The sequence below is a fragment of the Nocardia sp. NPDC005978 genome (assembly GCF_040614455.1).
Taxonomy (GTDB): Bacteria; Actinomycetota; Actinomycetes; order Mycobacteriales; family Mycobacteriaceae; genus Nocardia.
Window position 1 is genome coordinate 1 of record NZ_JBEXUS010000051.1, and the last position, 24,727, is coordinate 24,727.

Sequence of the window (24,727 nt, forward strand, 5' to 3'; positions counted from 1 at the left end):
GTTGGTTTTTGTTTTAATGAGTGGTGATCTGCCGTGTGGGGGCCCACCCAACCCCGCCCCCCCACCCCACGGTCGCATGTACGTCGCGATCAGTCGCGCACGCCGGCCCGCAGCGATTCCGCGCGCAGCTTGACGCCCGCGGTCATACCGCCGAAACCCTTGCGCAGGGCGTTGCCGAGCAGACCGCCGACCACCGGGCTCAGCGGGCCCTGCAGTTCGAAATGGGATTCATAACGGGTCCGGCCGTCGCCCAGCGGGGTCAGAATGTGCTGCCGATGACTGCTCAGCAGGCCCAGGGGAGCGGGCTTCATCTTGTAACTGAATTCTTTGCCCGGGGTATTGGAGAAGATGTATTCGCGCTGGTTGCGCGGCGGGCCGACGAGTCGCACCTTCATATCGATCGGCGTACCGGGCTCGAGGGTGGTCGTGCATTCGGGGACGAAGGGGTTCCACTCGCCGTAGTTGTCCACATCGGTCAGGACCTGCCAGACCAGTTCGGCGGGTGCGTCGATGTCCACGCTGTTATCGATGACGAAGGCCATGGCGGCCACAATACTGAAACGCGTTCTATCCGGTGTGACATCCCCCCGCATCGCGGCGCCCGCTACCGTCGAATCATGACGCTCGCCGATCGTTATCCCTTGCTGCACACCCCTACCCGCTGGGAATGGGGCGGCCTGGACGTGCAATTCTCGACCGATCTCCCGGCCGACGAACTGGTGACCAATATTCACGTCGTCTGCTTCGTCGGCGCGGAGATCGTGCTGTGCCGCGATGCCCGCGACTTCTGGATGGTGCCCGGCGGCACGCGCGAGGCCGGTGAATCCGTGCACGCCTGCGTGGTGCGCGAACTACACGAGGAGGCCGGGGCCGAACTCGCGGGACCGCTGCACTGGATCGGCGCGCATCACGGGGTCACCGACCATCCCGAGCCGTACCGGCCGTGGCAGCCGCATCCGCACAAGGCGTGGCTGTGGTGCACCGCCGACGTGGCGCTGACCGGCGAGCCGACCAATCCGGAAGACGGGGAACAGATTCTGGAGGTGCGGGCCTTCCCGCTCGCACAGGCGGCCCGCCTGGCGGGCACCGACGGGGACCACATGTCCGAGCTCGTCACCCTCGCGGCCGAGCTGCACCTGGCCCGGCAGCGGTAGCCGAGCGGGTCACGCGCCGGGAAGCGCCTGCGCCACCAGCAGATTCACCGCGCGGGTGATCCGGGGCGTATCGGCGGTGATCGTCCAGTCCTGGATGAGCCCGCGCATGCCGGAGACCAGCAGGGTGGCCGCGGCTTCGGGATCCTCGTGGGCGGGCGCGATGCGATGCAGGGCCTCGGCGAGCGACTTGATCACCGCTGTCACCGCGTCGTCGGCGTAGGGCCGGAAAGGACTGTGCGGGACCGCCGCCGCGGCCAGGACCTGCAACAGCACCCGCAGCGACACCGCGCCGGCGCCGGAGGTGTTCACCGCGAACGATTGCGCGAGCCGGGTGCGCAGCACCCGCGGATCGCTCACCTCGCCGAACATGGCCGGGATGTCGGGCCGCTGCGTCTCCAGGGCCGCCACCAGCATCTGCTCCTTCGTGCCGAAATAGTGGATGAGCATGCGCGAGCTGGTGCCGAGGTAGTCGGCGAGCGGTCGCAGGGAGAGTTCGGCGAGGCCGCGTTCGGCGATGTAGTCGATGACGCCGGACAGCAGTTCGGCGCGACGGGCGTGATCGAGGGGGCGCGGCACGGGTTGACTGTAGCGGACGGTACAGGTATCCATGTCGGCATGGGTGTAACAGTTGGTACAGAAACTCGGGGCGTGGTGGTCACCGCGATGGCAGCCGCGACCAGCCTGGGCGCGGATCTCACGTCCACCTGGGATCGGCTCGTGGCGGGGGAGAGCGGAATAGCGCCGCTGACAGACGATTTCGTGACCGAGTACACCTTGCCCGTGCGGATCGGCGGGCGACTGACCGAGCACCCTGGGACCCGGCTCACCCGGATCGAGCAGCGGCGCATGTCCTTCGTGCAGCAGTTGGCGCTGGTGCTGGCCCGCCAGGCTTGGCAGGAGGCCGGCGCGCCGGAGGTGGATCCCGAACGGCTGGCGGTCGCGGTCGGGACCGGGCTGGGCGGCGGCGAAGCGCTCGTGCACGCGGTCGACGTCATGCGGGCGGGCGGGTATCGCAAGGTGCCGCCGATGACCGTGCCCATGGTCATGCCGAACGGGTCGGCGGCCACGGTCGGGCTCGAGGTCGGCGCGAAAGGCGGGGTGTACGCGCCGGTTTCGGCGTGCGCGTCCGGCGCGGAGGCGATCGCGCACGGCTGGCGGCTCATCGCCACCGGCGAAGCCGACGTGGTCGTGGCCGGTGGCGTGGAGGGCCGCATCGAGGCGGTGCCCATCGCGAGTTTCGCCATGATGCGGGCCACCAGCACCCGCAACGACGAACCCGCCCGCGCCTCACGTCCTTTCGACCGGACCCGGGACGGATTCGTGTTCGGCGAGGGCGGGGCGCTGCTGGTGCTCGAATCCGAAGCGCACGCCCGGGCCCGCGGCGCGCGCGTGCACGGGCGGGTACTGGGGGCGGGCATCACCTCGGACGGCTATCACATCACCGGCACCGCGCCCGACGGCGACGGCGCGGCCCGGGCCATGCGCAAGGCGATCGCCACCGCCGGACTGAGCGCGGCCGACATCGGCCACATCAACGCGCACGCCACCTCGACACCCGTCGGCGACGCCTCCGAGGCCGCGGCGATCATGAAAGTCGCCCCGCACGCGGCGATCTACGCGCCCAAGTCAGCGCTCGGGCATTCCATCGGGGCGGTCGGGGCGCTGGAGGCGATTCTCACCCTGCGCACGCTCGAGTACGGAATCATCCCGCCCACACTCAATTTCGAGGAGGGCGACCCCGGCACGACACTGGATGTCGTCGCCGGGGCCGCCCAGGTGCACAGCGCCGACCGCGCGCTGAGCAATTCCTTCGGGTTCGGCGGGCACAACGTGACGCTGGCGCTGGGCCGCGCCTGAGAGCCTGCCTCACATTCGAGACGGGAGCACGCGCGGAAGAGCCGGCGATCAGCCGACCGGAACCGTGCTCGCCCTGCGAGCCTCCACCGCGAGGCGGGTCTCCTCGGTCACCAGATCCATGTTGATCTGCGCGCCCGCGAACGCGCCCGCCGCGGCCGCACCGCCGACCTGCGCCGACAGGTCGGTGACATTGCCCGCGGCCCAGACGCCCGGCACCTCGGTGCGCCCCATCGGATCGGCGGGTACCTGATCGCCCATGGCCGGGCCCATCGGGTGCGGGACCGCGTGCAGACCCAGCGACGCGAGGAAGTCCGCGCGGGCGATCATCCGCGCACCCAGGGCCACCACCTCGCGCTCGATCACCGTGCCGTCGGCCAGCCGGACGCCGGTGATCAGATCACCGTCGGACTCGACCGCGACAACCTCGCCCGGGACGACCCGGACGCCGCGGGCGGCAAGCTGTTCGGCCTGTTCCGCGGTGGGCTCGGGCTGGGTGTGGGTGAACAGCACGACGTCATCGGTCCACTGACCCCACAGCAGCGCCTGATGCACCGCCATGGGAGTCGCGCCCACCACGCCGATGGCCCGGTCGCGCACTTCCCAGCCGTGGCAGTACGGGCAGTGCACGACGCCGCGGCCCCACTGCTCGCGCACGCCGGCGATGTCGGGCAGATCGTCGACGAGCCCGGTCGTCACCAGCAGCCGGCGGGCGCGCACGGTGCGGCCGTCGGCGAGGGACACGATGAATCCGTCGCCGTCCCTGACGGCACCGGTGACTTCACCGTCGACCACGTGCCCGCCGTACCGACGCACCTCGGCCCGGCCGCGTTCGACCAATTCCAAGGGCGACATGCCTTCTCGGGCGAACAGCCCGTGCACCCCCTCGGCGGGGGCGTTGCGCGGTGCGCCCGCGTCGATCACCACGACCGAACGGCGAGCCCGCCCGAGCATGAGCGCGCCGTTCAGACCCGCCGCGCCGCCACCGATAACCACCACGTCATAGCTGTCGTTCAGCTGCAAGGTCACCATGACCACCTCCTGGTATCGAGGATGTGACAACCACCGCCGAACTGGCAAACAATTTTGCCGATATGGCAAAATGGCCGGATGGATCAGGATCTGGATCGTGCCCTCGACGCGGTCGGCCCCCGGCTCCGGGACCTGCGCCGGCAGCGCGAAACCACCCTCGCCGAACTCTCGACCGCCACCGGGATCTCGGTGAGCACCCTGTCCCGGCTCGAATCCGGTGCGCGCAGGCCGACTTTGGAGCAGCTGCTGCCGCTGGCCCGCGCGCACGGCGTCACCCTCGACGAATTGGTCGACGCACCGCCCACCGGGGATCCGCGGGTGCACATGCGGCCGGTCACCAACCACGGTATGACGATGCTGCCGTTGACCCGCCGGGCGGGTGGCATCCAGGCGTTCAAGATCATCATCCCGGGCGATGACCGCCGCCGCGAACCGAACCCGCAGATCCACGAGGGCTACGAATGGCTCTACATCCTCAACGGCCGCCTGCGCCTGGTCCTGGGTGATCAGGATCTGATCATGTCGCCCGGCGAGGCGGCCGAGTTCGACACCCGCGTGCCGCACTGGTTCGGGCCGGCGGGCCGGGAATCGGTCGAGTTCCTCAGCCTCTTCGGCAAGCAGGGCGAGCGCGCCCACCTGCGCGCCCGCCCGAAATCTCAGGGCTGAGACCCGCGAATTCGGTTCGAGCGGGGGCGGTCTCGGTCCCGCCGGCCGATTCGCCCGACCGGCGGGGCCGGTGACCTCAGCGGGTTCGGCCCACCGGCAGCGCGGCCAGGACGGCTGCCACCAGGGAGATGGCCGCGCAGAGGGCGAAGAGGGTATGGAAGGCGGCGAGGCCGTCGGTGGAGTTGGCGGCGAAGACCGCGGCCAGCATCGCGATGCCGAGCGCGCCACCGGACTGCCGGGCGGTCAGGTTCATGCCGACGCCCGCGGCGAACCGCTCGGGCGGCAGTGAGCGGGCGGCCGCGGTGCCGAGGACGGTGATCACCAGGCCGATGCCGCCGCCGCCGAGGAGGCCGGCCGGAATCCAGGCCGTCCACAGCGCGGGCGTGCCGTTCCAGGCGTCGGTGCTCATGAAGTAGGTCGAGGCCGCGAACATGAGGGCGCCGATCACGCCCGCCCAGCGCTGCCACGACTCGGGGGCGCGTCCGGCGGCGACGGCGGTGATCATGGACGCGATCGCGCCGATCGTCATGGCACCGGCCGACTCCAGCACCGAGTAGTTCCAGACCTGATCGAGCCACAGCGGCCCGGCCAGCAACCACGCGAACATGGTGGCGCCGAACACGAAAGCGGTCGCGTTCACCAGCGCGTAGCGATGGCTGCGCCACAGTCCCACGGCGATGGCCGGGCGCGGATGCCGCCGCGAGCGCCACAGCGCGATGGCGAGCAGCGCCGCGCCGCCGAGGCCGCAGGCCAGGGTGCGCCACGAGTCCCAGCCCCACTGCTGACCCTCGGTCACCGCGGCGACGAGCGCCCCGATCCCGAGCGCGGTGGCGGCGGTCCCGGCCAGGTCGGGCAGGCCGTCCCGCCGATGTTCCTCCCCGGCGGCCAGACGGAATCCGGCCGCGACGAGCAGGGCCACGATCGGGACGTTGATCACGAATACCGAACGCCAACCGAACCATTCGACCAGCGCGCCACCCACCGCGGGACCCACGGTCGCGGCGAATCCGCCGGCCGCGGTCCACGCCGCCATGGCGATGCCGATGCGCTCGGGCGCGGTGACGCCCAGGACCAGCGCCAGGCCCGCGGGTATCAGGAACGCCGCGGTCATGCCCTGCAGGAAGCGACCCGCGATCAGCCATTCGGCATTCGGTGCGAGTGCGCACAGCAGGGAGGTGACGGCGAATCCGGCCAGCGCGTACAGGAACACACGCCCGCGCCCGAGGGCGTCGGCCAGCTGCCCGGCGGGGGTCAGCAGCGCGGCGAAGGCCACGGCGTATCCGCTGACGACCCAGGTCAGCGAAGTCGGTGCGGTGGTGGGGAAGTCGCGCGTGATGGCGGGAAACGCGATGTTGACCACCGACAGATCCAGGAAGGCGACGAATGCCGCCCCGCACGCGACGAGCAGTGCGCGCCGGGCAGCACGCTGTGCGGCCGGGGTGGGTGAGTCAGCTTGGGCAGGTACGGGATTCGGCATCGCCGGGCCGGAAGGATCGGGGGAGCGCGGCGGCTCCTGTTCGAGGCGCGGATCAAGTGGCGTGGAGTCGGGCGGGGGCACGGACGTAGGCCGTGCGGATACGTCGGTCATGTCGGAGCTTTCGAGAGCGAGCGGGCTGAAGATCTAAACAACACGAACGGTCGTGCGTATTGTTGAAGCTACGGCCGGTCGCTCGTTTTCGCAACAGCCGTCCCGGGCCGGAGGCGAGTCGCCGGCCCGGGAATCGGTCGCGTCCGTTTCCGCCCACCCGAGCCTCGATGCCTCCGCGACAACCCGCCCCGCCCGCACGCCCCGTTCGCAGAAACGCCCGAATCGGATTCACGCCCGTACCTGCGACCTGGACCCTTGCGGCATCCCGCTTGCCGTTCCCGATGCCGTCAGAACTCCGGCACCGCAAGCGCCCGATCCCGTACGCGGCGCCGGGTTATCGTGAGTCCGGCGGCGACGCCGCAATGCCGATCGATACCTATTTCGCCACAGCAATTTTCAATATCCCATCGAACGCGGCCCGCGATACGAATTCATATCGACACATTGCAGATGAACCGCAGCGCCGTGTGTCGATCACCGCCATTTCCACCGGCCGGTTAGCGTCCGGGAATGGATTCGGTCGTCGAGCGAATAATGAACATCGCGCCGGTGTGGATGCACGTCATCACGGCGGCCCTGGTGTTCGCCGAGGAGTCGATGATCTTCGGGCTGCTGCTGCCCGGCGACACGGCCGCGCTGCTGGTGGGAGCCGCTGCCAGCCGCAATCACGCGATGCTGCCGGTCACCCTCGGACTCGTCGTCGCCGCGGCCATCGCCGGCGCCAGCGTCGGCTACGGTTTCGGCCGGCACTACGGCACGAGAATGCTGCACTGGCCGGTTTTCGACCGCTATCGCGAAAAGCTGGACAACACCGGCAGATTCCTCGAAAGACACGGCGACAGCGCCATTCTCTTCGGCCGATTCAGCGCTTTCTTCCGGACCATGCTGCCGCATCTGGTCGGCATGTCTCCCATCTCTTTTCGCCGCTTCCTGGTCGTCACCACCGTCGGGGCGATGCTGTGGGGATCGGCGATGGTGGCGGCGGGCTACTTTCTCGGTCGTTCGGTGACGGTCATCGCGCGCCGCGTGGACTCCGGGCTGGCGATCGTCGTCGCGGTGGTCGCGGTCCTCGCGATCGCTTACTGGCAGTGGCGGCATCGCCGCGCCGCGGCCCAGCCGTCTCCGGCCTGAGTTCGCACGACCCCGCCCAGGACCGAACAACCCGGGAGCGTCACCGTGATCGAGTTCCTGTTCTTGGCCGTCATCGCGATCCTCGCCATCGCCGCGTCGGCGGTGCTCGGGCCGAAACTGGGGGTGGCCGCCCCGCTCGTGCTCGTCGCGGTGGGGGTCGCGGCCAGCTTCCTGCCGGTGTTCGCGGACACCCACATCGATCCGGAGTGGATTCTGCAGGGCGTGCTGCCGCCGCTGCTGTATTCGTCGGCGGTGTCCATGCCCGCCATGAACTTCCGGCGCGACTTCGGTGCGATCGGCGGGCTCTCGGTGCTGCTGGTGGTGGCCAGCGCGCTGCTGCTCGGGGTGTTCTTCATGCTGGTGATCCCGGATCTGGGCTTCGCCTGGGGCGTGGCGCTGGGCGCGATCATCAGCCCGACCGACGCGGTCGCCACCTCGATCATCAAGAAGACCCCGGTGTCCAAGCGGGTCGTGACGATCCTGGACGGGGAGAGCCTGCTCAACGACGCGACCGCGCTGGTGCTGCTGCGCACCGCCATCGTCGCGACCGCGGCCGGTTTCGCGTTCTGGGGCGCGCTGGGGACCTTCGTCTATTCGGTGGTGGTCGCGGTCGTCGTGGGCGTCGCGGTCGGCCGGGTCGATCTCGCGATTCGGCGGCGGGTCACCGATCCGACGGTCAACACCGTGCTCTCGTTCACGGTGCCGTTCGTGGCGTCGGTGCCCGCCGAACTGCTCGGCGGCTCGGGCCTGGTGGCCGCGGTGGTAGCGGGACTGATCACCGGAATCAGTGCGCCGCGGGTGCTTTCGCCCGAGACCAGGCTCTCGGACACCCAGAATTGGCGTGCGGTCGAACTGGTGCTCGAGGGCGCGGTGTTCCTGACCATGGGCGTGCAGATCAAGGAAATCGTCACGCACGTGCAGGACGATCACGCCGGGGTCGCGGCGACCCTGCTCATCGCGCTAGGCGCCCTGGCGCTGACCCTGGTGATCCGGGCCGCGTACGTCGCGCCGCTGCTGGGCCTGCTCGAGCGGTGGTCACGCCGCAACGAGAAGTTGCAGCCGATCCTGCAGGACTGGCAGGAACGGCTCGAAACACCAGAGGGCAAGGACCAGGCGTTCGGGAAGGTGCATCACTTCCGGCGGCGGCGGGGTTCGCCCCGCGATCTCGAACGCTTCTCACTGCGCGTGACCCGCGGGCTCGCCGACATCGACTACCTCATGCGCGAACAGCTCGGCTGGCGCGAAGGCGTCGCGGTGGTGTGGGCGGGCATGCGCGGCGCGGTCACCGTGGCCGCCGCCCAGACGCTGCCCGACGACGCCCCGTACCGATCGACGCTGGTGCTGATCGCCTTCGCGGTGGCGATCCTGTCGCTGCTCGTGCAGGGCGGCACCATCGGACCGCTGCTCGATCGGCTGGGCACCAAGGCGGATGACGCCGAGGCCGCCGAGCAGACCGCGGCCCAGACCGCCGAGATCATGAAGCTGCTGCGCACCAGCGCCGAAACCGTCCCGCCCGTACCGAAATTCGGCGATCAACCCCCGAGCAAGGAAGCCTTCGTCGCGGCCAAGCGGCAGCGACTGGCGGTACTGGCCGCGCAGCGCACGGCCCTGCTCGACGCCCGGGACAACGGCACCTTCGACGCGGACATCCTGTCCGAGGCGCTGGCGGATCTGGACGCGACCCATATCGCGACGCAGATGCACGGTGAGTTCGCGCGCTGAGCCGGCGCGCGGCGCGAAGACCGCCCGGCCGATCGGCCGCCCGGAGAGTTCGAGTTCAGGGCAGGGTGTCGGTTTGGATCCGCGGATCGAGTTTGCGCAGGGTGTCGGGCCGGTCGGTCAGGCAGGGCCAATCGCGGCTCACCGCTTCGATGGTCGCGTGCCCGGCCGGAATCAGGGCGTCGGCGTCGGGGCGATCGGCCAGCGCGGCGCCGAGGTGATCACTCGCGCCGCGATCCAGCGGCTGGATGACGGTGTTCGGCAGATCCAGCAGAACCGTGAGGATGTCGAGGCGGCCCGGCGCGATGAGGGCCCGCGCCGCCGCCAGCGCGGTGGCCGGAATGATGATGGTGTGGCCCGCGTCGGCGGTGGCCCACACCACCGATTGCACATAGGCCACGCGATGCGCCCAAGCCGTCAGGGCGGCCGTGTCGAAGACGACGCCGCCCAGCGTGGAACCCGCGGAGGTCATGCCGCGCCGGCGTGGTCGCCGGTGACATCCTCCTCCGATAAGGGGGGCAGGCCCTGCACGGCCCGCGCCTTGTTGATCAGATCCAGGGGTGGGCGCCCGCCGAAGACCTGCTCGATGCGGGCCAGGGACTGGGCACGATCGACTCGAACTTTCACCGATTCCGCGACGAAGGCCGAAATGGATTCGATCCGGCCCTTGCTGCGCCACTCATCCAGCGTGGCGGCGACCTCTTCGGGCATCGTCACGGTGATCTTGCGGGTGCGACGCTCTCTCGCCATATCGGAATGGTACTTGGGTATGCGCGCGGAGTGCGACATGGCAGCACGTGAATCTCATCTACCAGGACCTCCGGCCCGTGTCCGTGTCGTCCTATTCCGATTTCGGTGATCCGAAACCTGCCGGTCACGCGCCGATCCGGGTTCGATACGGTTGGCGTGTGCCCGAGTCGAGCGGGCCGAGTCGACATCCCCCAGCTCAGAGGACAGACATAGATGGATGAGAGTTCGATCGCGTGGGTCGACGGTGCCCTGGTCACCATCGATCAGCGCGCGCTGCCGCAGGAACTGCGGGAGCTGCGGATCACGACGGTCGACGACCTCATCGACGCGATCAAATCCCTCGCGATCCGCGGCGCGCCCGCCATCGGAGTGTCCGGTGCGTTCGGCGTGGTGATCGCCGCGCTGGCGGCCACCGCGGACGGTGTCGTGGACACCGCGCGCGTCGAGGCCGAGGCCGCGCGGATCGCCGATGCCAGACCGACCGCGGTCAATCTCGCCTGGGGCGTGAAGCGCGCGCTGGCCCAGCTGTCCGACGGCGTGCAGGCCGTGCTCGACGAAGCGCTCGAGATGCTGGCCGAGGACGGCCGGGTCAATCTCGCCGCCGCCACGCACGCCGCCGATCTGGTGCAGCGACTGTGCGGGACCGATCGCCCGCTGCGCGTGCTCACCCACTGCAACACCGGCCGCCTGGCCACCACTGCGGTCGGCACGGCCATCGGCGCGCTGCGCGTGCTGCACGAACGCGGCGCGCTCGCCGAGGTCATCGTCGACGAGACCCGCCCGCTGTTGCAGGGCTCTCGCCTGACCGCGTGGGAAATGGCGGAAGCCGGTATCCCGCACCGGCTCACCATCGATTCGGCCGCCGCCTGGGCCATGGCCACCGAGGGCGTGGACGCGGTGCTGGTCGGCGCGGATCGCATCACCGCCGACGGCTCGGTCGCGAACAAGATCGGCACCTACATGCTGGCGATCGCGGCCCAGCGACACGGCATTCCGTTCATCGTGGTCGCCCCCGAATCCACGCGTGACCTCGACACCGCCTCCGGCGCGGACATCGTGGTCGAGCAGCGCGCCGCCGCCGAGGTCACCGGATTCGGCGGTGTCACAACGGCTCCCGCGGGCACCGCAACCTTCAACCCGGCTTTCGACGTCACCCCGCCCGACCTGGTCACCGCCGTGGTCACCGAGAACGGCGTGCTGGGCGAGAGCGCCGAGCCCGAGGGCGTGTTCACCGCCGCGCAGGTCGTGGCCGAACTGGCCGAGCAGCTGCGCGGGATCGGCGCGCCCGAGGAGAGCCTGAGCGCGAAGCTCGACGCCCGCTGGGTCGCGGACTACGACCACCCGGACAACAGCGACGACATCGGCGAGATATTCGCCGTGCCCGCCGGGGAATCCGGCCCGTGGGCCAGCAGCCACGGCATCGCCGCCATCGCGCGCGGCCTGTACGCCAACGGCTGGATGCCGGGCACCGCGGGCAACATCTCGGTGCGCCAGGCCGAGCACGCGGTGGTCACCGCCAGCGGACTGTCCAAAGGCGAACTGACCGAGGACGATACGGTGACCGTGCACCTCGCCGATTCCCGGCCGGTGCACGCCGGCGCTCGAAAGCCGTCCGCGGAGACCAGCATTCACACCGCTGTGTACCGCACCACCGAGGCGCTGGCCGTGGTGCACGTGCACCCGCCGCACGCGACCGCGCTCTCGATCATCGCATCGGCCGCCATTCCGCAGCCGGTGCGCTTCGCCGGGTACGAGCTGATCAAGGGCCTGGGCGGCAGCCGCCCGGACCTCATCGACATCCCGGTCTTCCCGAATCACGCGGATGTTCCGCTGATCGGCGCGGATATCGAGAAGTACCTGCTCGAGCATCCGGACGCGCCGCCGGTGCTGTTCATCGCCGGGCACGGCGTCACCGCCTGGGGCGCGAGCCTGGCGCAGGCGCGCGATCGCGTCGAATGCCTCGAAGCCATGTGTGAATTGACCACGTTGACCGGACGCCGTGAGATCTCGGTGCGCGAGAATTAGTTCCGAGGAGGAACCGCAATGACATTGCTACAGATCATGTCCGACACCGACGCCGCCGAAGTCAAGCTCCGCACCGATGACGACGCGGTCATCGCCGCCGAGCTCGGCAAGCGCGGCATCATCTTCGAGCGCTGGCCGCTGCTCGAGATCACCGGCGCCACCCCGACCGCGGACATCGAGGCCGAGTACGCCGCGCGCATCGCCGAACTCAATGCCGACGGGCGCTACAAGTTCATCGACGTGGCCCGCATCCACCCCGACGCCGACGACCCGGAGTGGCCGGCCAAGGCCGCGGGCGCGCGCGGCAAGTTCCTGGACGAGCATCGGCACGCCGAGGACGAGGTCCGCTTCTTCGCCGCCGGGCAGGGCTGCTTCTACCTGCACCTGGGCGAGGAGGTGCTGGCGACGGTCTGCACCGCAGGCGATCTGGTGTCCGTGCCCGCTGGCACGCTGCACTGGTTCGACATGGGCACCGAGCCCGAGTTCGTGGCCGTGCGCTTCTTCGAGGAAGAGGACGGCTGGATCGGCGACTTCACCGGCGACAAGATCTCGGGCGGCTTCCCGACCCTCGACGAATTGCTGACCGCGTGAGCGCGACCCGATCCATCGAGGCCATCGTCGTCGATATCGAGGGCACCACCAGCCCGACCAGCTCGGTGCGGGAGGAGCTGTACGGCTACACCCGCACCCGGCTGCCGGGCTGGCTGGCCGAGAACATCGGCGGCGCAGCCGATCCCGTGCTCGCGGGCGCCCGCGAGCAGGCCGGACGGCCCGAGGCCGATGTCGCGCAGGTGGCGGCCATCCTCATCGACTGGCTCAACACCGACGTGAAGGCCGAATCGCTCAAGACCGCCCAGGGCATCATCTGCGCCGAGGGCTTTCGCTCCGGCGCGCTGTTCGGCGAGTTCTTCCCCGACGTGCCCGCGGCGCTGCGGGAGTGGCACGCGGCCGGGTTCGCGCTGTACGTGTACTCCTCGGGATCGGTGCGCAATCAGCGAGATTGGTTCGAGTTCGCCCGGCCCGGCGATCTCTCCCCGCTCATCAGCGGCCATTTCGATCTGAGCACGGCCGGGCCCAAGCGCGAGGCCGCCTCGTACGAGAAGATCGCCGGCGCCATCGGCGTTCCGGCGCAGCGCATTCTGTTCCTGTCCGATCACCCCGACGAGCTGGACGCGGCGGTGGCGGCGGGCTGGTCCGCCATCGGCGTGGCCCGGCCGGGGGAGCCGAACGGCCCCCGCCCGCCGCATCGCTGGATCGGCGATTTCGCCGAGGTGCAGCCGAGCTGAGCCCCTCGGGGCCGCTGCCGCGCCCCCGAGTCGATCGCGACGCAAATCGCGCCCGCCCCCGAAGCCGGGGCGGGCGCGAGGTGTTCGTGCGCGGGGCGGCGAGAAGCGGTCAGGGCGTGATCAATTGCCCGCCGGGGGCCGCGGCCGCCTTGTTGATCAGGTACTCGACCAGGGTCATGAGCACGTTCTTCGCGGAGGCGCGGTCGCGGGCGTCGCACAGCAGCACCGGGATCCGCTCGTCGAGGTCGAGCGCGTCCCGCACTTCGACGGGCGTGTAGAGCGGCGCGCCTTCGAAGCAGTTCACCGCCACGGTGAAGGCCACGCCGCGGCGTTCGAAGAAGTCGATCGCCGCGAACGAGCCCTCTAGCCGCCGGGTGTCGGCGAGCACCACCGCGCCCAGGGCGCCGCGGGCCAATTCGTCCCACAGGAACCAGAATCGGTCCTGTCCGGGCGTGCCGAACAGGTACAGCACCAGACTCGGGTCGATGGTGATGCGACCGAAGTCCAGGGCCACCGTGGTGGTGGTCTTGCCTTCCACGCCGCGCAGATCATCGACGCCCGCGGAGAGCTCGGTGATCAGTTCTTCGGTACGCAGCGGCGCGATCTCACTGATCGCGCCGACCATGGTCGTCTTGCCGACGCCGAAGCCACCCGCGATGAGGATCTTCACCGAGGCGGCCAGGGGCCGGGAATTGTCAAAGCTTTCGGATGCCATCGAGAACAGCTCGCAGAATGTTGAGGTCGCCGGGAGCCGCCTCCGCGGAGACCGGCGCGCGGAATTTGAGGATGCCGTCGGTGATGAGGTCGCCGACGAGGATCTTGGTCACAGCCAGAGGCAATCTGATGGCGGCCGATACCTCGGCCACCGACAGTGGAAGCCTGCACAGCCGAACGATGTCGGTGTACTCCGGCTCGACTCGGCGCAACGGCGGAGCGGTATTGGGTACCACCACCACCGTCAGCATGTCGAGATCGTGCCCCGCGCCCATGGTTCGACCGCCGGTCCGGGCGTAGGGGCGTACCAACGGACCTGCAGCTTCGTCGAACCAGTGATCCCCCGGCCTGGCCATCATGACAGCCTGGGGTTGACCTGTCCGGCCAGGTGGTGGCGCGGTGTCGTGGACAGGTAGTTGCCGACACGCTGCACTGTCAGGTTCATCTCGTAGGCGACCATGCCGAGGTTCGCCTGTTCGGTGGCCTGCAGGGCGAGGCAGGCGTGACTGCCGGCGGCGGTCACGAACAGTACGGCGCGATCGAGTTCGATGACCGCCTGGCGCACGCCACCACCGTCGAAACGGCTGCCCGCGCTGCGTGCGAGGCCGTACAGGGTGGAGGACATGGCGCCGAAGTGTTCGGCGTCCTCGCGGCTCATGGCGGAGGAACGGCCGAGCAGCAGGCCGTCGGTGGAGTGCACCACCGCGTGCCGGACGCCCGCGAGCCGATCCACCAGATCATCGAGTAGCCAGTTGAGATCACCAGCGTTTGAGGTGGTCACCGTCGCCTTCCTGTCGGTCCTGGAATGGATTGAACGTCGGCTCGACCACACCGGGATCGGCCCGGCGGCCCTGCCTGGTTCCGTTTTCGATGGCGGAGAAAAGGTCTCGGGCCTGCTCGGCCGTGCGGGTGGGCTGAGATTCCGTCTCGGTGGACGGGGTCTCCTGCGCCAATTCCGGTGCGAGACTTGCCTGCCGGCGCCTACGCGGTAGCGCGGGCCGGACGTCCGAGCCAGTGTACTGGGAGCGATCACGTTCGCGAGGGCGGTAGGCCGAATCCGAATCCGGCTGCGGCCGCACCGCATTGGGCTCGGCGAAGGGTTCGAACGGACGGGGCGGGGTCTCGAAGGACAGCTGCTGCTCGGGAACGCGGTGCTCGGGGGCGAATTCGGGGGCCGGAGCGGGCTCGAGTTCGCGGGGCGGTTCCACCAGGCGGGCGCTCTCCACGTGCTTGACCGGCTCGAGCTGCTGCGAGGTGTCGAATTGCCTGGGGACCACCGGGATCTCACCGGTGCGCGCCGACACGGTGAGCGCGGAGGGCACGAGCACGATGGCGCGCACGCCGCCGTAGTCGGATTCGGTCAGGCGCACCGAGATGCCGTTGCGGACCGCCAGCTGGGCGACCACGAACATGCCGAGCCGGGAGTCCTCGGACAGCGTGTTCACGCCGAAATCCGGGGGATTGCGCAGCATCTCGTTGACCCGGGCCATATCGGCCTCGGGCATGCCCATGCCCTGGTCCACGATCTCGATGGCGATGCCCTTGCCGACCACGTTGCCGCGCACCTCGACCTGGGACTGCGGCGGCGAGAAGTGCGCGGCGTTGTCGACGAGTTCGGCGAGCAGGTGCACGATGTCGGCGACGGCGCTGCCGGCGACGGCGACATCGGGCAGGCGGGCGATCTTGACGCGGGTGTAGTCCAGCGCCTCGCCCACGCCACTGCGCACCACCTCGACCAGCGCGACCGGATTGCGCCACTGCCGACCCGGCTGACCGCCCGCGAGAATGATGAGGTTCTCGGCGTTGCGGCGTTCGCGGGTGGCGAGGTGATCGAGGCGGAAGTAGATCTCCAGCAGGGTTGGATCCTCCTGCTTGGACTCGGCGTCGTCCAGGATCTCGAGCTGGCGGTGCACCACGACCTGGCTGCGGTGCGCGATGTTGAGGAAGACCGCCTTCACGCCCTCGCGGGTGCGGGCCTCGGTGATGGCGGCCGCGACCGCGGCGTTGTGCGCGTGACTGAACGCCTTGGCCACCTGGCCGATTTCGTCGTGGCCGAAGTCCAGTTCGGTGGTTTCGGCCGAGACCTCGACCGCCTTGCCCTCGCGCAGTTGGCGCATGATCTCGGGCAGGCCCTCGTCGGCCAGGGCGAAGGTCTCGTTGCGAAGCCGCTTGAGCCGTCCGATGATTCGGTTGGCCAGCAGCAGCGCCACCAGGAAGGCCGAGATCGAGACCGCGAGCATGGCGCCGCCGGCGATGGCGGAGTTGCGCGCGCTGCTGTCCGCGGCGTCGGCGGCCATGCCCAGGGCCTGCTTGCTCTCGGCGTCCCACAGTTCGATCAGCGTCTTGTTGACCTGGGTGACAGCGGCGCGCCACTCCTCGGGCGTGAACGTCAGCGGCGCTACGGAGTTGGTGCTGCCGGGCCGTGCGGGCGCGGAGGTCAGCGGATCGAGCGCGCGCGCCAGCAGCACGTTCTCCATCATGATCAGCCGCTGCCACTCGGGGCTGCCGACCACGGCCTGAATCGCGGCGTTGCCCTGACTGCCGTCATCGCCCGCGAGCAGGCCGACATTGACGCGATAGGCGCCGACCACGCGAGAGAACTCGATCGCCAGCTCGGGTGCCAGCGTGCCCTGGTTGAGCAGCACCTCGGCCAGCGAGGCCGAGCGCGAGAGCATTTCGGAGACGGACACGATTTCCAGCGTCTCGCCGGTCTCGGTGGCGACCTCTGGGGTGGGCGCGGAGTTCTGTACCGCCTTGGTGCCTACGGAGATCAGGTCGAGCAGGTGGCCGTAGAACTGGTAGGCGTCGGCGAGCGGGAGGGCGTTGCCGTCGATCTGAGTGCGGATCGCGGCCAGGGTCCGGGTCAGCGTGCGGAAGCCGCCGACGTCACCCTTGACGGCGTCGGGTCCGAGCTCCTCCATGTCCTTGGTGGTGGCGCCCATGCCGATGAGCGCGTCGTCCAGGCGCATGCGGGCGGCGGTGAGATCGAGCGGATTCGTTTCGTTTCCGGCCAATTGGGCCAGGGTGAGCTGGCGTTCCAACTGCACCGAGGTGACGAGTTCCTTGGTGAGGGGAGTGGCCGCGGTGAGTGCGTCCGCCCATTCTCGCGCGTTCTTTCCCTCTACCACCAAATATCCCGCGCCACCCACACCGATTCCGAGCAGCGCGAGGCTGGGAACCAGTGCGATGGCGAGAACACGGGTCCGGACCCCGAGCCTCGCTCTGAACATCGGCACAACGTAACGGACGGGTGTGATCCACTGCGCACCGGTCCCGTTGAACGGGAACATGATTGACTGTCTATGTTATGTGTGATTCAGCATAACTGCCTCAGTGGGCAACCTGCGTGATGAGATATTCGGTGAGCGTGGTGAGCACCTGCTTGCACGAATCCCGGTCGCGTGCATCGCACATGACGATGGGTACGCCGGGGCCCAGATCCAGTGCGTCGCGCACCTCGTCGATCCCGTAGCGCGGGGCGTCGTCGAAGCAGTTCACCCCGATGGCGAACCCCACCCCGCGCCGCTCGAAGAAATCGATGGCCGCGAAAGAGTTTTCGAGCCGGCGGGTGTCGGCCAGGATCACCGCCCCGAGCGCACCGCGCGCCAGTTCGTCCCACAGGAACCAGAAGCGGTCCTGTCCGGGCGTGCCGAACAGGTACAGCACCAGCCCGGCGTCGATGGTGATGCGCCCGAAGTCCAGGGCGACCGTGGTGGTGGATTTGGCCTCCACCCCGGTCAGATCGTCCACGCCCGCCGATCGTTCGGTGATGATCTCCTCGGTGCGCAGCGGTGGGATCTCGCTGATGGCCGCGACCATGGTGGTCTTGCCCACCCCGAAACCACCCGCGACGAGTATCTTCACCGATTGCGCGAGCGGCTGCGCGGCCGGTTCGCCGGTCCGCGCGGGCCCCATGTCGACCATGGGCCTCAGCCGATTTCGCCGCGGCGCGCGGTGGTCGAGAGGAACGTCCCGACGCGCTGCACGGTCAGGTTCATCTCGTAGGCGACCATGCCCAGATTGGCTTGGGCCCCGGTTTGCAGGGCCAGGCAGGCATTGCTGCCCGCGGCGGTCACGAACAGCACCGCGTGTTCGAGTTCGATGACGGCCTGGCGGACCTCGCCGCCGTCGAAACGATGTCCGGCACTGCGCGAGAGCCCGTACAACGTGCAGGACATGGCCGCGAAGTGCTCGGCGTCCTCGCGGGTCATCAGTGCCGAACGGCCCAGCAGCAGGCCGTCGGTCGAGTGGACCACGGCGTGGCGCACCCCGGCGAGCTTGTCGACGAGATCGTCGAGCAGCCAGCCGAGGTCACCGGCGGGGGAAGTAGTCACCGTCGCCTTCCTGAAGATGTCGAAGTGGTGGGAGTGGACCGGGATCGGCACGCCGGCCCTGCCGGGTGCCGTTCTCGATGGCGGAGAACAGATCCCGGGACTGCTCGGCGGTGCGTTCGGGAGCCGGGGGAGCGATGGCGGACGACGGGTCGTACGCCGGTGCGGGGTCGTGCGCCAGTTCGGGAGCGAGATGCTCCTGACGGCGCCGCCGGGGTAGCTCGGGGCGGATGTCGGGCACGCCCGGCGGCGGGTTCGTGGTGAGCGCGGGGAGCGTGGTCAGGGTGGGGTACTCCGAGCCGTCCGGATTCGGCGCGGCCACGCGCGTTTCGGACCAGCGCCGCACCGGCAGTTGCCCGGAGCTGTAGTCGGGGCCGGGCGTCGGACCGGCGATCAGCGCGTCCGGCACGAGCACGATGGCGCGGACCCCGCCGTAGTCCGATTCGGACAGGCGCACCGAGATGCCGTGCCGGGCGGCCAGTTGCGAGACGACGAACAGCCCGAGCCGGGCGTCCTCGGACAGCAGGGTGAGCCCGAAGTCGGCGGTGCGGGCCGGGTTCGCCAGGCGCGTGTTCGCCTGCGCCAGTTCCGGATCCGTGATGCCCATGCCCTGGTCGATGATCTCGAGCGCCACCCCGCGACCGACCGGAGCGCCGGTGATCCGCACGTGGGACTGCGGCGGGGAGAACGAGGTGGCGTTGTCGATGAGCTCGGCGAGCAGGTGGATGAGGTCGCCGACCGCGACGCCGGTCAGGAACACCTCGGGCAGGCGGCCGGTGCGGACCCGCTTGTACTCGACGGTCTCACCCACAGCGCTGCGCACGACCTCCATGAGCGGCACCGGGTTTCGCCACTGCCGTCCGGGCCGCCCGCCGGCGAGGATGACCAGGTTCTCGGCATTGCGGCGTTCGCGGGTGGCGAGGTGATCGAGGCGGAAGAAGATGTCCAGCAGGGTGGGATCCTCCTGCTCGGACTCGGCCTCGTCCAGGATCTCGAGCTGACGGTGCACCACGACCTGGCTGCGGTGCGCGATGTTGAGGAACACGGCCTTGACGCCCTCGCGGGTGCGCGATTCGGTGATCGCTGCGGTGACGGCGGCGGCGTGCGCGTGCTGGAAGGCGTCGGCGACCTGGCCGATCTCGTCGCCGCCGAAACTCAGCGCGGGCGTGTGCGTCTCGGGGTCGAGGGTCTCCCCGGCGGCGAGCCTGCGCATGGTCTCGGCGAGGTGATCGTCGGCCAGGGCCAGGGTCTGGTCGCGAAGCCGGCGCAGCCGCCCGATGATACGGTTGGCCAGCAGCAGCGCCACCAGAATGGCCGCCAGCGCGACGGTGAGCATGGCCGCGCCTGCCCACAGGGAATTGCGGGTGGTGACGTCCGCGGCGTCGCCGGCCAGCCGCTGTGCCCGGGTGTTCTGTGACTGCCACAGTTCGGCCAGGGCCAGGGTGACCCGTTCGGCGTCGGCCTGCCACGCGCCGGCCGTCAGGGGCAGCACGGCCTGCGGGACGGCGCCTGTCCGGGGCAGGGCGCGCTGTGCGAGGGCGGTTTCCATCGTGCCCAGCAGCCGCCAGGCGTCGGTGTCCAGGAGTGCGCGCGCCGCCGCGGCCTGATCGGCGTCCGAATCGGCGAGCAGCCCGTCCACGCGCGTGCGATAGAAGCCGATGAGCCGGACGTACTCGGCGCCCAGGTCCGGGGTCAGGCCGGTGCCGCCGTCGGTGAGGGCCGCGCCCAGGGCGGTGGCCCGGCTCATGGCCTCCAAACCCTGGAGCACCTCGCGTGATTCGGCGAGTTCGAGCGCGGTGGCCGGATCGGGCGCCGATTCCTGGGCGATGCGCACCCCGGCCTGCACGAGTTCGGGCATGCGGTTGTAGAAGGCGTAGGCCTCGGCGACGGGGATGATGCCCGCGTCGACGCCCGCGCGCAGGGTGACCAGGCCCGCGCCCAGGGCCGCGAAGGCGTCCACGCTCGCGCCCATGGCGTCCGGGCCGAGTTCGGCCAGTCGCGATTGCGCGGGTGCGAGCAGCCGCAGGGCGTTGTCCAGGCGCAGGCGGGCGGTGGTCAGGGCGCGCACATCGGAATCGGCGCCGGCGATCTGCCAGAGCGTGATTCGGCGTTCCTCCTGGAGCGCCTCGATGAGCTCGCGGGTGGGCGCGATGCCCTCGCGCAGTTCGCGCGCCCAGTCGCGGGCGTCGGTGGAGCGATCGACCAGCGCACCCGCGGCGCCCACGCCGAGCAGCACCAGCGCCAGACTCGGAACCAGGGCGATCGCCAAAATCCGGGTGCGGACCCCGGGCCGCCAACTGCGCATTGCCCGAATGTAGCCATCGAATACCCGGCCTGCCCGTACGAGTCCTTTTGGGCGGGATGGGATTTGACTATCGGACCGGCCGTCCGGTATATCCCCGCGCGGGGATCGAGTGCGGAGCTGTGCTCGAATCCGTTGCGACAGAATCTTTTTCAACCACGGTCTACCCAAAGCTGGGTCACCACCTGTGATACACGTTTATTTTCCGTTGACCAGACAATAGCCGTGCATCACGGCGCGAGTGAGCGGTTTGCCTCACCCCATTCGAACAGACTCCGCGTGCCGGACGAGTTCGGTGATGTGATCAGCGAATACGGGCCACAATTCCCGCGGCAGATTGTGTGACATCCCGTCGAAGACCACCAATTTCGCGCCCGGAATCGCCTCGGCAATGGCCCGGCCACCGCTCACGTCGAAGATGCGATCATCCGCGCCGTGCAGCACCAGGGTCGGAATGTCGAGCTCGGCCAGCCGCGCCGTGCGATCACCGGAGACCAGCACCGCCACCATCTGGCGCATCATGCCCTCGAAATCGACGCCGCGATCGAAGGTCCGGCCCGCCCGCTCGGCCACGGCCGCGGCGTCGAAAACGAAACCGGGGGAAGCCGACGCACGCGCCGAGCGCACCTGCCAGTCGATGTAGCCCGCGCGGTCGTCCGGCTGCGGCCCGGCGTCGCCGAACGCGCCCGGGCTCGTGCGCCCGACCTCGGGGTTTCCGGTGGTGGACATGATGGTGGTCAGCGAACGCACCCGCGCACCCGCCTCAATGGCGATGGTCTGCGCGATCATGCCGCCCATGGACGCGCCCACCACGTGGACGCTGCCCAGGTCGAGCGCGTCGAGCAGCCCGACCGCGTCGCCGGCCATATCGGACAGGTCGTAGACCGCGCCGGAGAGATCACCGGCCATGGCCGCCCGGATATCGGTGGGCGGCGCGGCGGTGAAGTGCGTGGAACGTCCCACATCGCGATTGTCGAATCGAATGACATGCAGTCCGCGCGCGACCAATTCGTCGCAGAACCCCTCGGGCCAATTGATCATCTGCGCCCCGCCGCCCATGATCAGCAGCACCGGCGGATCGCCCGGATCGCCGAATCGCTCATATGCCATATCGATCTTCGAAGGCCCCACGCCCACGGCTAGTTCCTCGGCCACGATTACCCCATCTCCTCGGTGTCGACCTGCGAGTATGGACCGTTGCCCGGGGCTTGCGGCAAGCCCCGGCGTGCGATATATGTTCCAGTGGGGGAAATACCGGAGTCGTCGTCGATCCGGCACTCGTGCATTCGAATCGGTTCTCACTCGGATACGGCGAAAGCCGGCGCGTGGACCCCTCGCTCGCGCGCCGGCTTCACCGTCACCTGTTTTCTGCTGCCCGGACGGTCGTCGACAGGGCGCGGGCGTCCCGCGTGCGGGAACACCCCCTGCGGCGCCCGTGACCGCCGTGAAACCCGATGTCGCACCGGGCAACCGCGTCACACACCCGCGATTCCCGTGCGCCGTGGCCGGTCACCACGGCGAGCGGGAACCGCGACGTCCGAGTCGGCGTCGACGTGTCCGGTCCGGCTACCCTCATCCTGTAGGCCGGGTCGGACAGGTCGCGGTCGGCGACGCCGCCGAGCGGGGTGGTGCGCGGTCGAGCGGTGCGGAGCATCGGAACAATCCCTTCCGAACGTCGAATTCGACGGGTGTAATTCGGGGGTACTGCTGGGGGATTGTTCGTCGGCGGAGGCCGGGGAGTTACACATCAATTTTCAAGTCGGTACAAATGCGACAAATTGGGTGTAATTCCGGGCAGTATCAGTGTGTGGCGGTTGCCGGTTCGCTCGCGGCGGGAGTCGCCTCGGGCTGGGCGGCAGCGGCGGTCCCGGTTCCGGTCTCCGCCTCGGCCGCGCGCCGCGCCAGGTTGTCCTGAACCTCGGCTTCCCACGCCTGGTTGGCCTTGCTGGTGTCGACCTCGAATTCCAAGCGCTGCACGGCCTTCGGATCCACATCGGCCACGTCGACGTAGAACTGCTCGTACCAGCGGCGCAGGTGGTAGACCGGCCCGTCGTCCTCGCACAGCAGGGGATTGTCGATCTTGGACTTGTGCTTCCAGATCTCCACGTCCTGCAGGAATCCGGCGCTGATGCCCTCTTCCATCGTCGAGACCAGCATCTCGGCCGCGTCGGCGGGCAGGCCCTCGGGCTTGTGCAGGGACATGCCCCACTGCAGTACGAACGAGTCGTTGGAGACCGGGTAGTGGCAGTTGATCAGCACGCTCTCGATCTCGAAGCCGCCGAAGCTGTTCTTGAGCGGGTTGACCATGTACGAGGGGCCGAAGTACGACGCCTCCGAGATCAGCAGCGAATCGCCGTAGTCGGCCGCGAAGCCGATGTCGGTGCGCGGCTTGGTCTTCAGCAGCTGGGTGGCGACGTGGCCCTCGAAGACGTTCTTGAACGAGACCGGGAAGGCGTAGTGGATGTAGAAGAAGTGCGCCATGTCGACGATGTTGTCGACGATCTCACGGCAGTGCGCGCCCTCGATGAGCAGCGAGTTCCACGTCCACGGCGTCCACTCCTCGTTGAACGCCCCGTCCCGGTCGTAGGGGCCCTCGATCACCGGGATGGTCACCTCCGGCGGCGGCTGGTTGCCCTCGTGGTCGTGCCAGACGAACAGCTGCCCGTTGCGCTCGAGCGTGGTCCAGGTCCGCGTGCGCGCCAGGGGCGGCACCCGGCGCGCGTACGGAATATCCGCGCATTTGCCCGAGCCGTTCCAGCGCCAATCGTGGAACGGGCAGGCGATATTGTCGCCCTTGATCGTGCCCTTGGACAGGTCCGCCCCCATGTGGCGGCAGTACCCGTCCAGCACCTGCAGCTGACCCGTGCTGTCCGCCCACACCACCAGCTTGGTCCCGAACGCCTGCACCGAATGCGGTTCCCCGTCCCGGAACGCCGCCGTCAGGCCCAAACAGTGCCAGCCGCGCGCGAAGCGGTCCGGCGCCGTACCCACGTCGATCTCGCGAACCCTGTGCGGCTGCCTCGGAGGAGTCGTGGCCATAGTAGAAATTCCCTCCCTGCTACTTCACACACTGAACCGATCAAGCTTTGACGGTGTGCCCGACCGGCGCAAATCGCGAAAACGGTTGGGAGACAAAACTCTCAGTTATCTCGTGGCGGCCATTACTCGGCGGTGTATCGGCAGGGCAAGCGGTGCAGCGCGTTTCGGGCGAACTCGATCAGCTTCAGCGGCCGGTGAGTTCGGCGACGAGCGGTGCGAGCCGCCCGGCCTCGGCGGCGCCGAAGATGAAGTAGGAGAAGCCCATTTCCTCGCGTCGCCGCTGGATCTCCTCGGCCGCGGCCACCGGATCGGCGGGCAGGACGGTCACCGCGTCGACAGCGCGCAGGGCCGCCGGATCGGTGTCGGGCGGGCCCATGTGCGCGGCGACGGCGTCGCCGACCACCGGAACGGCCAGCGCCAGTTCGATGTCCGGCCTGTCGCGGAAGTCCGCGGCGAGTCGCGCGACCTCGGCTCGGGGCTGCGGGCCGAGCGCGAAGGTGACCGTGTCGGCGATCTCGGCCGCCAGCGCCCGCGCCTTCGGGCCCAGCACCGCCATGGTGACCGGGGTGTGCAGACCGGGGCCGTCGAGCTCGCGCAGGGCCGCGATGGTCGCGCCGATCTCCGCCAGGCGTTCGGCCGGCCTCACGACGGGCAGGCCCTTGTCGCGCAACTCGTCCTCGATGCCCGGCCTGCCGGTGCCGATGCCGAATTCGAAGCGGCCCTCGGTGAGCAGCGACAGGGAATGCGCCTCCCACGCGGTCATCCAGGGCGGCCGGAACGGCGAGGCGTAGACCCACGCGCCCACGCGAAGGCCGGTGTCGGCCGCGACGGTCGCCAGCATGGGGGCGGGCGCGGGCTGGGTCAGCGGGAAGTCGGGCACGAGGAACGTCGAGTACCCGAGATCGGCGATGCGGCGCGCACTGTCGCGCCAGGTCGCCACGTCACCCATGAGCGGGGCCACGACCCCGAACCGGAACGGCTTCACCATGTTCACACTCCTGCCTGTCGGTGCTTACGGGAACTACGACGCCGCGCGCGGTGGAAACTCGTCGGCCCGGTGCCGCCGGGCCGCGAGTCCGGCCGGATCACCGAGTACGTACGGGACCTCCCGCTGCGCCCGCGCCACCGGCGCGCGA

24 protein-coding genes are annotated in these 24,727 nt (G+C 69.4%); 8 read left to right on the forward strand and 16 right to left on the reverse strand.

Annotated features, from left to right (window positions below; translation table 11 throughout):
* Positions 1-89 precede the first annotated feature (89 nt).
* Complete coding sequence (locus tag ABZ319_RS22705) at positions 90-542, reverse strand: SRPBCC domain-containing protein (protein ID WP_354988457.1); 453 nt, start codon at positions 540-542, stop codon at positions 90-92.
* Positions 543-617: 75 nt separating this feature from the next.
* Between ABZ319_RS22705 and ABZ319_RS22710 the strand changes: the two genes are divergently transcribed.
* Complete coding sequence (locus ABZ319_RS22710) at positions 618-1,154, forward strand: NUDIX domain-containing protein (protein WP_354988458.1); 537 nt, start codon at positions 618-620, stop codon at positions 1,152-1,154.
* A gap of 9 nt (positions 1,155-1,163) precedes the next feature.
* Here ABZ319_RS22710 and ABZ319_RS22715 read toward each other — a convergent pair whose 3' ends face one another.
* On the reverse strand, positions 1,164-1,730 hold the full coding sequence (locus ABZ319_RS22715) for a TetR/AcrR family transcriptional regulator (protein WP_354988459.1): 567 nt from the start codon (positions 1,728-1,730) through the stop codon (positions 1,164-1,166).
* A gap of 39 nt (positions 1,731-1,769) precedes the next feature.
* Between ABZ319_RS22715 and ABZ319_RS22720 the strand changes: the two genes are divergently transcribed.
* Positions 1,770-3,011 carry a KasA/KasB family beta-ketoacyl-ACP synthase gene (locus tag ABZ319_RS22720; RefSeq protein WP_354988460.1) on the forward strand — a complete coding sequence of 414 codons (1,242 nt, stop codon included), beginning with the start codon at positions 1,770-1,772 and terminating at the stop codon, positions 3,009-3,011.
* A 48-nt stretch (positions 3,012-3,059) separates the two neighbouring features.
* On the opposite strand, the gene ABZ319_RS22725 is transcribed toward ABZ319_RS22720, so the two are convergent.
* Positions 3,060-4,040 (reverse strand): NAD(P)/FAD-dependent oxidoreductase, encoded by a 981-nt coding sequence (locus tag ABZ319_RS22725; protein ID WP_354988461.1) that lies wholly within the window; start codon positions 4,038-4,040, stop codon positions 3,060-3,062.
* Between the two features lie 78 nt (positions 4,041-4,118).
* Between ABZ319_RS22725 and ABZ319_RS22730 the strand changes: the two genes are divergently transcribed.
* Complete coding sequence (locus tag ABZ319_RS22730) at positions 4,119-4,706, forward strand: XRE family transcriptional regulator (RefSeq protein ID WP_354988462.1); 588 nt, start codon at positions 4,119-4,121, stop codon at positions 4,704-4,706.
* A gap of 76 nt (positions 4,707-4,782) precedes the next feature.
* Here the strand turns inward: ABZ319_RS22730 and ABZ319_RS22735 are convergent, their stop codons facing one another.
* Complete coding sequence (locus ABZ319_RS22735; protein WP_354988463.1) at positions 4,783-6,294, reverse strand: MFS transporter; 1,512 nt, start codon at positions 6,292-6,294, stop codon at positions 4,783-4,785.
* 510 nt (positions 6,295-6,804) lie between these two features.
* On the opposite strand from ABZ319_RS22735, the gene ABZ319_RS22740 reads away from it, so the two are divergent.
* Together ABZ319_RS22740 and ABZ319_RS22745 are read left to right on the forward strand one after the other, a co-directional pair.
* Positions 6,805-7,425, forward strand: a complete 621-nt coding sequence (locus ABZ319_RS22740) for a DedA family protein (RefSeq protein WP_354988464.1) — start codon at positions 6,805-6,807, stop codon at positions 7,423-7,425.
* Positions 7,426-7,470: 45 nt separating this feature from the next.
* Positions 7,471-9,147, forward strand: a complete 1,677-nt coding sequence (locus ABZ319_RS22745) for a cation:proton antiporter (protein ID WP_354988465.1) — start codon at positions 7,471-7,473, stop codon at positions 9,145-9,147.
* Between the two features lie 55 nt (positions 9,148-9,202).
* Here ABZ319_RS22745 and ABZ319_RS22750 read toward each other — a convergent pair whose 3' ends face one another.
* Both ABZ319_RS22750 and ABZ319_RS22755 read right to left on the reverse strand, forming a co-directional pair.
* Positions 9,203-9,616: a hypothetical protein gene (locus ABZ319_RS22750; RefSeq protein ID WP_354988466.1), complete on the reverse strand. Its 414-nt coding sequence runs from the start codon at positions 9,614-9,616 to the stop codon at positions 9,203-9,205.
* Positions 9,613-9,894, reverse strand: coding sequence for a hypothetical protein (locus tag ABZ319_RS22755; RefSeq protein WP_354988467.1), 282 nt, complete (start codon positions 9,892-9,894; stop codon positions 9,613-9,615). The genes ABZ319_RS22750 and ABZ319_RS22755 overlap by 4 nt, the downstream gene beginning before the upstream one ends.
* 213 nt (positions 9,895-10,107) lie before the next feature.
* Here ABZ319_RS22755 and mtnA point away from each other — a divergent pair, with 213 nt between their 5' ends.
* Genes mtnA through mtnC form a run of 3 tightly spaced genes read left to right on the forward strand, consistent with a single transcriptional unit; the run spans position 10,108 to position 13,205 of the window.
* On the forward strand, positions 10,108-11,919 hold the full coding sequence (mtnA, locus tag ABZ319_RS22760) for an S-methyl-5-thioribose-1-phosphate isomerase (protein ID WP_354988468.1): 1,812 nt from the start codon (positions 10,108-10,110) through the stop codon (positions 11,917-11,919).
* Between the two features lie 18 nt (positions 11,920-11,937).
* Positions 11,938-12,510, forward strand: coding sequence for a cupin (locus ABZ319_RS22765; protein ID WP_354988469.1), 573 nt, complete (start codon positions 11,938-11,940; stop codon positions 12,508-12,510).
* Positions 12,507-13,205, forward strand: a complete 699-nt coding sequence (gene mtnC, locus ABZ319_RS22770) for an acireductone synthase (protein WP_354988470.1) — start codon at positions 12,507-12,509, stop codon at positions 13,203-13,205. Before ABZ319_RS22765 ends, mtnC begins: the two co-directional genes overlap by 4 nt.
* 109 nt (positions 13,206-13,314) lie before the next feature.
* Here mtnC and ABZ319_RS22775 read toward each other — a convergent pair whose 3' ends face one another.
* The 10 genes from ABZ319_RS22775 to ABZ319_RS22820 all read right to left on the reverse strand — a co-directional run bounded on the left by ABZ319_RS22775 (position 13,315) and on the right by ABZ319_RS22820 (position 24,579).
* Positions 13,315-13,920, reverse strand: a complete 606-nt coding sequence (locus tag ABZ319_RS22775; RefSeq protein WP_354988471.1) for an ATP/GTP-binding protein — start codon at positions 13,918-13,920, stop codon at positions 13,315-13,317.
* Positions 13,901-14,275: a DUF742 domain-containing protein gene (locus tag ABZ319_RS22780; protein ID WP_354988505.1), complete on the reverse strand. Its 375-nt coding sequence runs from the start codon at positions 14,273-14,275 to the stop codon at positions 13,901-13,903. Before ABZ319_RS22780 ends, ABZ319_RS22775 begins: the two co-directional genes overlap by 20 nt.
* Entirely contained in the window at positions 14,275-14,700 is a 426-nt protein-coding gene (locus ABZ319_RS22785) for a roadblock/LC7 domain-containing protein (protein WP_354988472.1), read from the reverse strand. Before ABZ319_RS22785 ends, ABZ319_RS22780 begins: the two co-directional genes overlap by 1 nt.
* Complete coding sequence (locus ABZ319_RS22790) at positions 14,678-17,149, reverse strand: nitrate- and nitrite sensing domain-containing protein (RefSeq protein WP_354988473.1); 2,472 nt, start codon at positions 17,147-17,149, stop codon at positions 14,678-14,680. The genes ABZ319_RS22785 and ABZ319_RS22790 overlap by 23 nt, the downstream gene beginning before the upstream one ends.
* Before the next feature lie 100 nt (positions 17,150-17,249).
* Positions 17,250-17,843: an ATP/GTP-binding protein gene (locus ABZ319_RS22795; RefSeq protein WP_354988474.1), complete on the reverse strand. Its 594-nt coding sequence runs from the start codon at positions 17,841-17,843 to the stop codon at positions 17,250-17,252.
* Between the two features lie 5 nt (positions 17,844-17,848).
* Entirely contained in the window at positions 17,849-18,253 is a 405-nt protein-coding gene (locus tag ABZ319_RS22800) for a roadblock/LC7 domain-containing protein (protein WP_354988475.1), read from the reverse strand.
* Entirely contained in the window at positions 18,231-20,555 is a 2,325-nt protein-coding gene (locus ABZ319_RS22805) for a nitrate- and nitrite sensing domain-containing protein (protein WP_354988476.1), read from the reverse strand. The genes ABZ319_RS22800 and ABZ319_RS22805 overlap by 23 nt, the downstream gene beginning before the upstream one ends.
* Before the next feature lie 252 nt (positions 20,556-20,807).
* Positions 20,808-21,707 (reverse strand): alpha/beta hydrolase, encoded by a 900-nt coding sequence (locus ABZ319_RS22810; RefSeq protein WP_354988477.1) that lies wholly within the window; start codon positions 21,705-21,707, stop codon positions 20,808-20,810.
* 645 nt (positions 21,708-22,352) lie between these two features.
* The gene (locus ABZ319_RS22815) at positions 22,353-23,591 is read right to left on the reverse strand and encodes a Rieske 2Fe-2S domain-containing protein (RefSeq protein WP_354988478.1); all 1,239 of its coding nucleotides are present in this window, start codon (positions 23,589-23,591) and stop codon (positions 22,353-22,355) included.
* Positions 23,592-23,775: 184 nt separating this feature from the next.
* The gene (locus ABZ319_RS22820) at positions 23,776-24,579 is read right to left on the reverse strand and encodes an LLM class flavin-dependent oxidoreductase (protein WP_354988479.1); all 804 of its coding nucleotides are present in this window, start codon (positions 24,577-24,579) and stop codon (positions 23,776-23,778) included.
* Positions 24,580-24,727 lie beyond the last annotated feature (148 nt).